The organism is Haloplanus sp. (assembly GCF_028275055.1).
Taxonomy (GTDB): domain Archaea; phylum Halobacteriota; class Halobacteria; order Halobacteriales; family Haloferacaceae; genus Haloplanus.
On the sequence record NZ_JAQCNJ010000008.1, the window covers coordinates 1 to 9,604 of the forward strand.

Here is a 9,604-nt window from a genome sequence, read left to right on the forward strand (position 1 = left end):
TCGATGACGATCCACGCCCCGTAGAGGTAGAACGGAAAGCTCGCCGTCACTGAGAGGCCGGCGAGGGTCGCCGTTGTCGCCTCACTTACCATCGTTTACCGCTAGGACGGTGGCGTTAAAACGGGTCCGACTCCGGGCCGAGGTCGGAAGGTGTATGATGCTGTGGGTCCAATTACGACCGATGGCCGATCCGTCACCGTCGTCGACCGACGGGACCGATGACGCCCCGCCCTCGACAACAGGCGAGGGCGGCGGCGAGGACGGAGAGAAGGTTCAAACCGACGTCGAGACGCTCCGCCAACAGGTCGAAGAAAAGTACGACTTCGACGATTTCGGCCCGGAGGACATGGCCGAGATGAGCGTCGACGAGTGGGAGGCGGCGTTCGACCCCGAGACGTGGGTCGTCGGCCCGGAACTGCTCGACCGCGTCGAACAGGATCTCAAGGGTCGGATCGCCACCCGCAACGTGTTTGCCGTCGTCGAACGCTTCGAGGCCGGGGCCGAGGGCGAGGAACGGCTGGTCGCCTACTCCGATGAAGGGTACGCTATCGTCGCCCCCGACGGGAGTGTCGAGGGTCGGGGAACGGTGATGCGGGACGTGAAGCCGACGGTGGCGCTGTGTTCGATGGAGTCTTACGAGGTGCCCAAAGCGCCCGACGACGTGTCACTGCCCGATCCGAGCGATGTCCCCGAGGGGACCGGACAGTTGGGCAACAACCTGCTCCAGTTCATCGCGTTCGCACAGATCCTGACCGGCCTCGGACTGGTCGCGGCGTGGCTGTTCACCGACGCGGTCCCGACGGCACGGGGAGTCGTCAATCTCGTCCCGCCGGTCGTGAGTCTGGTGTTCGTCGGTATCGGCATCTTTCTGTTTGCCGTTGTCGCCAACGCCCGCCTGTCGGATCGATTCCGTGCCGAGGAGTTCCGAAACCGGTTGCGAGCGGTCGGCGTCGACGAGAACGACCGCCCGGATTTTCTGCCCCCGATCGAGGAAGGATCGGCGGAGTCCGACGAGTCGACGGAGACGGCCCCCGCAGGCGGCACGTCGCCCGATCCCGACTGATCTCCGTTGATGAGTCGGTGGGTTTAAGCGCGTCCCATTCCGACATTTGCCTGTATGAACAGGCGGGATTTCCTGAGGGTAGCCGGTGGGTCCGCCGCCGCCGGAACGGCCGCCGCGACGGCAACACCAGCCGCGGCGCAGGCGTCGTTCGACGGCTGGATGAGCGACGTGGGCAACTACAGTGAGGTTGCCGACGCGACCGGCCAGGACGAGGTAACCATCTCGGTCGGTTCCCAAGGCAACGGCGGAAACTTCGGGTTCGATCCTGCGGCCGTCCAGGTCGACCCCGGAACGACCGTCGTTTGGGAGTGGACCGGTGAAGGCGGCCAGCACAACGTCGTCGCCGAGGAAGGCGGCGACTTCGAAAGCGACCTCTCCGCCGACGCCGGGTTCACCTTCGAGCAGACCTTTGAGGAGGCGACCGTCGCCAAGTACTTCTGCCAGCCCCACCGCGGCCTGGGGATGAAAGGCGTCGTCGTCGCCGGCGACATCCCCGATTCCGGCGGTGGTGGCGGCGGCGGCGAAGGCGGTGGAGTCGACCTTCACACGCTCGGCGTGCCGATCCAAGCCCACTGGGTCGGCGCGGCGACGATTCTCGGCATTATCGTCTCGCTGATATTCAGCTTCTACGTCCTGAAATACGGCGAGTCACCGCACACCGGAACCGGACGAGGTGAGTGAACATGTCATCAAGTGGTAGCACCTACGGCGATATTCATCGGTACGAACCGGCGCGTGAAAGCACCGCAGCGGCCATCGCGGTCGTCCTTCTGACGGTCATCGAGGTGGCGTTCGTGTTCATGTTCGCCTACGGCCTCGTGAGCGGGTGGGGCCTCAGCGAAACGGGCAACATGTTTCTCGGCGCCATGCTGGCCGTAATCTTCGTCGACCTCGCGTTTATTCTCGCGTTGTACCGTAAGGAGTTTCTCCCCGACGTCATGATCGTCAAGAAGCGCCGTCGCAAATGGGAGGACCTGTACATCCGCGAGGACGGCGTCGACGGCGAAACCATCGGGGACGGCGCGTGGGACACGGTCAAACGCGCGGTGTACCCCTACTACAAGCGATAACCAATGAGCCTCAAAGAAAAAGACGATATGGACCACGAAGGGTGGATGAAGCGGAAGGATCTGACCCCCGTCGAGTCTACCTTTCTGGTGGCGCTCATCTGGATGGACAAGCGGCTCCGGATCGTCGACTATCTGGAGTTGCTCGAAAACCTCTACTACAAGGTTAACATGCAGATGCCAAAGAGCCACACGGAACAGTACGACCTCGACAACAAGTTCTGGTACTGGTACCCGTTGTACGCGCTGGGTTCGTTCTCGACGCTGGCGTACATCGTCGCGGCGGTCAGCGGGGCTCTACTGGGCTTTTACTACGCGCCGGCACAGACCGGCGACCCGAGCACCGCGTACAACTCGATCACGTTCATCATGACGGATCTTCAGTTCGGGTTCATGCTGCGGTCGATTCACCGGTGGTCTGCACAGGTGATGGTCGCGGCCGTGTTTCTTCACATGCTCCGCGTATACTTCACCGGGGCGTACAAGGAGCCGCGCGAACTGAACTGGCTGCTGGGCATCGTTCTCATCAGCCTGACGATGGTCTTCGGGTACACCGGCTACCTGCTCCCGTGGGATCAGTTGGCGTTCTGGGCCGGGCAGATCGGCGTCGAAATGTCGTTGTCGATCCCGCTGGCGGGTGAGTGGGTCGCCCAACTCCTGTTCGGCGGGTTCACCCTCGGCCCGGCGACGCTCCAACGCATGTACATCCTCCACGTGTTCCTGCTCCCGTTCGTCGTGACATCGCTGATCGCGATTCACATCGGCATCGTCTGGGTGCAAGGCATCGCGGAACCCCACTAACCAATGAGCGACACCAACACAAACACCGACACCGACACCGACACCGACACCGACGGCACCGAGGCTCGCACCGACGGAAGCGGTGGTCCCGGCATCGTTGCGCCGGACGACGAGACGCCGAGTTGGCGCGAGCGCAAGGAACGAACCACGGGCCTCTCGCGGCTCACCTACGAGTACTTCGAGCGCGCCCGACGCGAGGATCAGGACCTCCGAACGGAGTCCGACTACGTCGAGCGCGACGTGTTGGCCTTCCCGACGTGGCCCCACGAGACGGTCCGTAACCTTTCGATCGCTGCCTTCTTTACCGGGATGATTTTCTTTTTGTCGGCGACGATGCCGCCACACATCGGTAGCCCGGCGAACCCGAGTTCGACGCCGGCGATCATCCTGCCGGACTGGTATCTCTACTGGTCGTTCGGCCTGCTGAAACTCGGACCGCTGAACCCCGAACTCGCCATTCTCGGCGGGGAAAAAATCACGGCCGACCGGACCTACGGCGTGCTCGCGAACGTCGTCGTCGTTGGCTTTGTCGCCATCGTACCCTTCCTGAACAAGGGATCGGCGCGTCGCCCGGTCGAACAGCCGTTCTGGTCGGCCGTGGGCGTCGGCGGCATCGTGTTCGCGTTCACTATCAGCCTGCTCGCGGTCAAGAACCTGATGCCGATGGACGTCGACCTGCTCTTCGATCTGACCTTTCTCCTGCCCATCGTGGCGACGACGGTCACCTACGCGGTGCTGAAGACGATGCGAGAGGGGTATATGTACGACCTCAACCGCCGGTACTACCGGCTCCGGCCGCCAAAGTAGCGCCGGATGGGCTCTTCTTCCGACGACGATACGGACCGTCGCGATGGCGGGCACGAACACGAACACGGGCGCGGGCGGGACGTGGTCGTCCCGATGCGTGTGTACAAGACCGTTACCGTCTTTTCGACGCTCATCGCGATTCTCAGCGTCGTCGTCGGCTTCGTGTTGCTCGACGCCGCGACCATCAGGCTCAGCCTCCTCCGTCGTGCCGTGTTTGGATCGCTCCGGACACTCGGCGTCACTCCCCCCGAGACGGTGTTGAGCGCCGCGCTCGCGGTGGCCGGACTCGCCGCAATCACGTTCGGGGGCGGTGTCTACGTACTGGGAACCCGGTTCCGTGCTCGTGGAATGGGAAACCCTCAAGAGGACGCCGACGAATCATGGGACAATGGCTGACGAATTCATCAAAGGACTCGGCATCTTCACCGGTGCCGGGCTTGGCTGGGTCGTGCTCGCGGGGTGGTACCGAACGCCGGGGTTCGAGAGCACGAGACAGCTCATCAGTCCGGCGTCTCCGAGTCCGGCGAACGCGGACCTGTTCAACCTCCTCGCAATCGGGTTGATGGACACGCTGTTCTGGTTTGCGATCCTCGGTCCGTTGGCGTTCTGGGTCATTCTGCCGGCGGTCCGCGAAGCCAGCGACACCATCGACGATCGACGCAACGCGGAGTAACCGGCGTAGACCGCGGCCCGTGGTGCCGACACGAGACCGAACGATCGCTGACCCCACAGGAGCCGACACGGGCGTCGATCGGAGTCAAAAGCGAAGAACACGGTCTGTCGTAGCGGATGGCGTGTCGACCGGAGCCGATGGGAGCCTTACCGGTCAGACGATAACGTTCCAGAGCGGTTCGATAAAGACGAACAGGCTCTGGTAGCCGGCGTACAGAAGGGCGAGCAACGACGCCGCGACGGCGCCTTTGGGCCGTTCGAACGTCATATTGTTACGGGCCTCGACCTGCCGGGACTCGAACTCGAAAAAGTCGGTCAACAGGAGGCCAACGGCGATGACCGACATGACCATGCCGCCGTGGGGTTCGACGACCAGGAACACGAACGAGGTGAGAACCAGCGCGAGCGTCGACAGCGAGTGTGGCGCGTACCGGCTCAGTTCCTCGGCACCGTTCTCGACCCGTCGCTTGTGGACGCCGTGTGCGCGGATACGGGTGAACATGTTCACCACCACCAGCGTCAACACCACGTGCGCGATGTACGGCTCAAGGGCCCCGAGGGCGCCGATCGGGACGACGAACTGTAGCGGTTGCATACGTTGGAGTGGGCCGGTGACTCATTAGAACTTTTCCGTTCGAATCGACACGAGACTGACGGAGCCGGCGCGTTCGATCCGGAGATCGGTGTCGACGCCGACGGAGCCGTGTCGAACCCCGTCGAGAAAGAGGGCGACATCCCCGTCCCGTTCCACCGAGAGCGCGAGTCCGGTGTCGGGGTCGGCCACCGTAGCGGTGGCCGTCATCGAGAACGGTGAGACGGGAACGACGGCGACGCCGGCTGTCGTGTCGAGGGTCGGACCACCCGCCGACGCGGCGTAGCCGTCGCTCCCCATCGGCGTCGCGACGACGAGACCGTCGGCCCGAACCGACGCTGTCGTTTCGCCCCCGTCGAAGCCGTACTCGGAGATGCTCGCAGGGGTCGCGGTCACGAGCACCGCGTCGCGGAGGAGTCGCCCGACCGGGGTACCGTCTCGCCGGACGCCGAGAACGGGATGGGTGCCGATGCGATGGTCGCCGTCGGCGACGGCGGCGAGTGCGTCGTCGAGCGCCGGCCGGTCGACGGCGTGTCGTCCGCCGCCATCGACCACGGGAAGCACGGGCGTGTCGGGCACGTCGGCGGCGACGGAACGGAGGCCCGACTCGCCGACTGCGAGGACGGTGTCGACGCTCCGGTCACCGTTCTCGGGAACGACCGCGGGGTCGGCGGCACCGAGGGCGGCCCGTACGGTGTGGTCGTCACCCCGGAGAGCGACGTTCACGGGCGCACCTCCCCGACAACTCCGATCGGCAAGCGCCGGATCCGCTGCATACGCCGACGTTGCTCCACGAGGCTAAAAAGACCCACCGCTCCCGAACGGCCAGTCGCCGGTGACCCGCATCCCCTCGGCCAGGCTCCCACGTTCGAGGTCCGCGGCGATGGCGTCGGGCGACCGTCGGTCGATCCGGTCGGCACCGGCGAGGGCGGCGACGAGCGGTGCGAGGAGGATGGCCCCCTCGCGGAGCGTCCGGCGCTCGAGTTTGTCGAGCGTGTCGGCTCGGGTGTGGCCCCAGCCACGTCCCCGCTCGTCGCCCTCGCTCGACACCAGCAGTCCGGGAACCCCCCGGACGACGAACGGCCAGTGGTCGCTGTGAGGGTGTGGCGTCGGGCGAACGGAGACGGGGTGGCCGAACCGGTCGGCCACGTCGTTGACGGCGGCGGCGAGTGCGTCGAACCCGTGGGTGTAGAACTGAAGCGTCCGGCCCCGGCAGACGCCGTCGCAGTTGACGACGGCCTGTACCGTGTCGGGGTCGACCAGATCAGCCTCGCGTTTCGAACCGCGGAGGCCGACCTCCTCGGCACCGAAACAGACGACCCGAACCCGTCGATCGAGCGGGGCGTCGCGGGCACGGAGCGCACGGACCACCTCGAGGACCGTCGCCGTCCCGGCGGCGTTGTCGACGGCACCCTCGGCGATGTCGTGGGCGTCGACGTGGCTCGTCAGATAGACCGCCCGGTCGGTGTCGGGACCGATATCGGCGCGGACGACACCGCTCGTCGCCTCAGGGGTCGCACAGTCGACGCGTACCGTTACCTCGTCGCCCGCATGGCGTCGACACAGGCGGATCCCCGCCTCCTTGCCGATGCCGACGGCGGGAATCGGGCCGAGCGGCGAGTCGTCGGTGCCGACGCTCCCGGTCGGTGCGAGACAGCCGGGTGTGTGATTTCGGAAGATAAACGCCGCCGCGCCGGCCTCGAGAGCACGGTAGTATTTCTCCCGTCGGTGAATGAACCGGTCGTAGTGGTCGGGCACGGTCGAGGAGACAACGACCACCGCGCCGTCAAGGTCGGCGTCGAAGTCGTCCGGAAGGCCGTCCCCACAGTCGACGAGACGACCGGTCGCGGTTCCAGCGGGGCTCCGCGGCAGGGCTGTGGTGTCGACGGATTCGTCGGGGGTGTCGACCCCGCTCGACGATCGAGTCCACCCCTGAATCTCGAAGTCGTCGATGTGGGCGTTGCGCGCGCCGAGTCTGTCGAGGGCGTCCCGTGTCACGGTCAACCCTTCCCGTTCGCCCGCCCCGCCGGCCATCCGGTCGCCGATATCGACGAGACGCTCCAGATGCTCCCAGCCCACGTCGCTCGTGAACGTGCCGCTGATCCAATCGGTCATGTGGCCACCTGCGCCCCGGCGCGACTAACCGTTTCGGGTGTGGCAGGGGGCGGGGCGGTTACACGTCGGACGTCGAGCGGGTGGGTGGCAGTTGTTGAGGCCGGAACGGGGGCGACGGTGTGTGAGTCGTCGAATCCGGCAGGCCTTTACTTGTTCGCACTCGTACACGAACCTATGACAGGGGTACGAGTCGCTGGTGTAGGACTGACCGAGTTTGGTCGGCATCCGGAGCGAACCGGCCGCGATATGTTCGCCGAGGCCGCCCTCGCCGCCCGGACCGATTCCTCGGTCCCGGTCGACGACGTCGAGGAGATCAACTACGGGAACTTCATGGGGTCGCTGGCCGAGCGGCAGGGCCACCAAGCCCCACTGATGGCCGAGATGATCGGGAGTCGGTGTTCGGCGACCCGCTACGAGGAGGCGTGTGCGTCGGCAGGGGTCGCGATAAGGGAGGCCGTGCGGTCGATCCGTTCCGGCGAGAACGACGTGGTGCTTGCAGGTGGGTGTGAGCGGATGACCAACCTCTCGACGGCGGAGGTGACAGAGGGGCTTTCGACGGCCGCCGACGACCTGTACGAGATCCGGGCCGGGGTCACTTTCCCCGGCGCGTACGCCCTGATGGCGCGGGCGTACTTCGACCGGTTTGGCGGCGAACGGGAGGACCTCGCACACGTTGCGATGAAAAACCACGACAACGCCATGCCCAACGAGTACGCCCAGTTCCACCGGGAGATCACCGTCGAGGAGGCACTCGACGCGCCGATGGTGTCCGAACCGCTCGGCCTCTTCGATGCCTGTCCGGTGACCGACGGGGCGAGTGCGGTGGTGCTCGTGAGCGAGGAGTACGCCGCGGCCAACGACCTCGACGCCCCGGTGTCCGTGACCGGGAGCGGGCAGGGTGGCGACAGCCTCGCGCTCCAGAACCGGAAGCAGCTCGCGGTCACGCCCGCGACGGAGCGGGCGGCCGCCGAGGCGTACGAGGACGCCGGGGTGACCGCGGACGCGGTCGATCTGGTGGAGGTCCACGACTGCTTCACCATCGCGGAGGTGCTGGCAATCGAGGGACTCGGGTTCTACGATCCGGGCGAGGGGATCGGTGCCGCGCGTCGCGGCGAGACAACGGCGACGGGCGAGCGCCCGGTGAACCTTTCGGGCGGCCTGAAGGCGAAAGGACACCCGGTCGGAGCGACCGGCGGGAGTCAGATCGCCGAGATGACGCGGCTACTCCGTGGTGACCACCCCAACAGCGAGTACGTCGAGAACGCCACGGTGGGTGTCACACACAACGCGGGGGGAACCGTCGCGTCCGCCGTCGTCCACGTGTTGGAGGTGGACCGATGACCGACGCCGGCTACGACGAGTGGCTTGATGCCGTGGGCGAAAATGAGGGGTACTACCTCGAATGCCCGGAGGGACACGGCGCGCTCCCGCCGCGGCGGGTGTGTCCCGAGTGTGCGGCGGCGGACCTCGACCGGGCCGCTCTCCCGGAGTCAGGCACGGTCGAGACGTTCACCGTCTGTCACGTCGCCGGCCCAAGCTTCGCCGACGAAGAGCCGTACGTGACGGCCATCGCCGAGTTCGGCCCCGTGCGACTCACCGGTGTCGTCAGGGGGACAGATCCGGAGGACGTGACCGTCGACACGCCCGTCGAGGCCGACAAAGGCACCAACGAAACGACCGGCGAGGGGCTACTCGTCCTGCGGGTCAGATAGCCTCCTGAACCGCTTCGACGAAGGCGTCGGGGTACTCGACGTGGGGTAGGAGTTTCGCGCGATCGAAAACGACGAGTCGGGCGTCGGCCTCGTCGGCAATCTCTCGGCCCCGTGCCAGGGGCGGGAGGGTCGCGTCGCGGCCCCAGGCAATGGTGACGGGTGCATCGATCGCCAGGAGGGTCGGACCGAGCTCCAGCGTCGAATTACAGTGGCCGGCGACAAAGGAGGCGACGGCGTGGCGCGCGTTCGGCTGGTGGGTGCTCCGCCACTGGTAGTCGGTCCACGCCTCGGAGACGGCCGCGGGGTCGGCGTAGGCGTGATCGGCGTTGAAATACCGGATCGACGGCTTCGAGACGAGGGCGTTGAACAACGCGGCGCCGAGAACAGGGGAGCGAAGGAGTTCGCGGAGCCACGCCTTCTGTGGTTCGGGGCCGGCAACGGCCGTCGGGCAGATGAGAAAGAGCGCGGAAACATCGACCCCAAACTCGTCGGCAGCGCGGGCGACATACGCGGCAGAGAGCGACGAAGCAACGACCCCAGGCTCGTCGAACTCCGCGAGAAAGTCGGCGATAAAGTCCTCGTAGAACGTCGCCGAGTACCGGATGTCGGGACGGTCCGACCGGCCGAATCCGGGGAGATCAGGGACGATCACGTGGTAGGTCTCCGCGAGAGCGTCGACGATCTCACGGAACTCGCCGGACGATCCGGCGGCATTGAGACCGTGGAGGCAGATGAGGTCGGGGTCGTCCACATCGCCGGCCTCGGCGTATGCAAC

The 9,604-nt window shown here is 66.0% G+C and carries 14 protein-coding genes; 9 read left to right on the plus strand and 5 right to left on the minus strand.

The window, feature by feature from the left end; genetic code table 11:
• Positions 1-92: DUF7321 family protein (locus tag Q0925_RS12455; protein ID WP_422653620.1), on the minus strand; the 92-nt coding region annotated here is incomplete at its 3' end.
• An 89-nt stretch (positions 93-181) separates the two neighbouring features.
• Between Q0925_RS12455 and Q0925_RS00975 the strand changes: the two genes are divergently transcribed.
• The 7 genes from Q0925_RS00975 to Q0925_RS01005 are packed head-to-tail and all read left to right on the plus strand — an operon-like array spanning position 182 to position 4,411.
• Positions 182-1,063, plus strand: a complete 882-nt coding sequence (locus tag Q0925_RS00975; RefSeq protein ID WP_299330896.1) for a DUF7319 domain-containing protein — start codon at positions 182-184, stop codon at positions 1,061-1,063.
• A gap of 54 nt (positions 1,064-1,117) precedes the next feature.
• Positions 1,118-1,744, plus strand: coding sequence for a halocyanin domain-containing protein (locus tag Q0925_RS00980; RefSeq protein WP_299330899.1), 627 nt, complete (start codon positions 1,118-1,120; stop codon positions 1,742-1,744).
• Positions 1,745-1,746: 2 nt separating this feature from the next.
• Positions 1,747-2,133 (plus strand): DUF7318 family protein, encoded by a 387-nt coding sequence (locus Q0925_RS00985; protein ID WP_299330902.1) that lies wholly within the window; start codon positions 1,747-1,749, stop codon positions 2,131-2,133.
• A gap of 3 nt (positions 2,134-2,136) precedes the next feature.
• Positions 2,137-2,931, plus strand: coding sequence for a cytochrome b (locus Q0925_RS00990; protein WP_299330905.1), 795 nt, complete (start codon positions 2,137-2,139; stop codon positions 2,929-2,931).
• Between the two features lie 3 nt (positions 2,932-2,934).
• Positions 2,935-3,738 carry a cytochrome bc complex cytochrome b subunit gene (locus tag Q0925_RS00995; protein WP_299330907.1) on the plus strand — a complete coding sequence of 268 codons (804 nt, stop codon included), beginning with the start codon at positions 2,935-2,937 and terminating at the stop codon, positions 3,736-3,738.
• Between the two features lie 6 nt (positions 3,739-3,744).
• Entirely contained in the window at positions 3,745-4,134 is a 390-nt protein-coding gene (locus Q0925_RS01000) for a DUF7315 family membrane protein (RefSeq protein ID WP_299330909.1), read from the plus strand.
• Positions 4,127-4,411 (plus strand): DUF7314 family protein, encoded by a 285-nt coding sequence (locus Q0925_RS01005; protein WP_299330911.1) that lies wholly within the window; start codon positions 4,127-4,129, stop codon positions 4,409-4,411. The genes Q0925_RS01000 and Q0925_RS01005 overlap by 8 nt, the downstream gene beginning before the upstream one ends.
• Positions 4,412-4,564: 153 nt before the next feature.
• Here the strand turns inward: Q0925_RS01005 and Q0925_RS01010 are convergent, their stop codons facing one another.
• From Q0925_RS01010 to Q0925_RS01020, 3 genes are all read right to left on the minus strand, one after another.
• Positions 4,565-5,005 (minus strand): DUF7313 family protein, encoded by a 441-nt coding sequence (locus Q0925_RS01010; RefSeq protein ID WP_299330914.1) that lies wholly within the window; start codon positions 5,003-5,005, stop codon positions 4,565-4,567.
• A 24-nt stretch (positions 5,006-5,029) separates the two neighbouring features.
• Positions 5,030-5,728, minus strand: coding sequence for an ATP-NAD kinase (locus Q0925_RS01015; RefSeq protein ID WP_299330915.1), 699 nt, complete (start codon positions 5,726-5,728; stop codon positions 5,030-5,032).
• Positions 5,729-5,800: 72 nt separating this feature from the next.
• The gene (locus tag Q0925_RS01020; protein WP_299330916.1) at positions 5,801-7,117 is read right to left on the minus strand and encodes a M28 family metallopeptidase; all 1,317 of its coding nucleotides are present in this window, start codon (positions 7,115-7,117) and stop codon (positions 5,801-5,803) included.
• A 174-nt stretch (positions 7,118-7,291) separates the two neighbouring features.
• Here Q0925_RS01020 and Q0925_RS01025 point away from each other — a divergent pair, with 174 nt between their 5' ends.
• Positions 7,292-8,458, plus strand: coding sequence for a thiolase C-terminal domain-containing protein (locus Q0925_RS01025; RefSeq protein WP_299330917.1), 1,167 nt, complete (start codon positions 7,292-7,294; stop codon positions 8,456-8,458).
• Positions 8,455-8,829, plus strand: a complete 375-nt coding sequence (locus Q0925_RS01030) for a Zn-ribbon domain-containing OB-fold protein (protein ID WP_299330919.1) — start codon at positions 8,455-8,457, stop codon at positions 8,827-8,829. The genes Q0925_RS01025 and Q0925_RS01030 overlap by 4 nt, the downstream gene beginning before the upstream one ends.
• On the opposite strand, the gene Q0925_RS01035 is transcribed toward Q0925_RS01030, so the two are convergent.
• Positions 8,822-9,604, minus strand: a 783-nt coding sequence (locus Q0925_RS01035) for an alpha/beta fold hydrolase (protein WP_299330922.1), incomplete at its 5' end; no start/stop codon positions are given. The two genes, Q0925_RS01030 and Q0925_RS01035, sit on opposite strands and share 8 nt — an antisense overlap.

Coding starts and splice junctions, on each gene's coding strand:
- Q0925_RS01010 (WP_299330914.1), bottom strand. CDS start 5,005: ATGCAACCGCTACAGTTCGTCGTCCCGATCGGCGCCCTCGGGGCCCTT.
- Q0925_RS01030 (WP_299330919.1), top strand. CDS start 8,455: ATGACCGACGCCGGCTACGACGAGTGGCTTGATGCCGTGGGCGAAAAT.
- Q0925_RS01005 (WP_299330911.1), top strand. CDS start 4,127: ATGGCTGACGAATTCATCAAAGGACTCGGCATCTTCACCGGTGCCGGG.
- Q0925_RS00985 (WP_299330902.1), top strand. CDS start 1,747: ATGTCATCAAGTGGTAGCACCTACGGCGATATTCATCGGTACGAACCG.
- Q0925_RS01020 (WP_299330916.1), bottom strand. CDS start 7,117: ATGACCGATTGGATCAGCGGCACGTTCACGAGCGACGTGGGCTGGGAG.
- Q0925_RS00980 (WP_299330899.1), top strand. CDS start 1,118: ATGAACAGGCGGGATTTCCTGAGGGTAGCCGGTGGGTCCGCCGCCGCC.
- Q0925_RS00990 (WP_299330905.1), top strand. CDS start 2,137: ATGAGCCTCAAAGAAAAAGACGATATGGACCACGAAGGGTGGATGAAG.
- Q0925_RS00975 (WP_299330896.1), top strand. CDS start 182: ATGGCCGATCCGTCACCGTCGTCGACCGACGGGACCGATGACGCCCCG.
- Q0925_RS01025 (WP_299330917.1), top strand. CDS start 7,292: ATGACAGGGGTACGAGTCGCTGGTGTAGGACTGACCGAGTTTGGTCGG.
- Q0925_RS00995 (WP_299330907.1), top strand. CDS start 2,935: ATGAGCGACACCAACACAAACACCGACACCGACACCGACACCGACACC.
- Q0925_RS01000 (WP_299330909.1), top strand. CDS start 3,745: ATGGGCTCTTCTTCCGACGACGATACGGACCGTCGCGATGGCGGGCAC.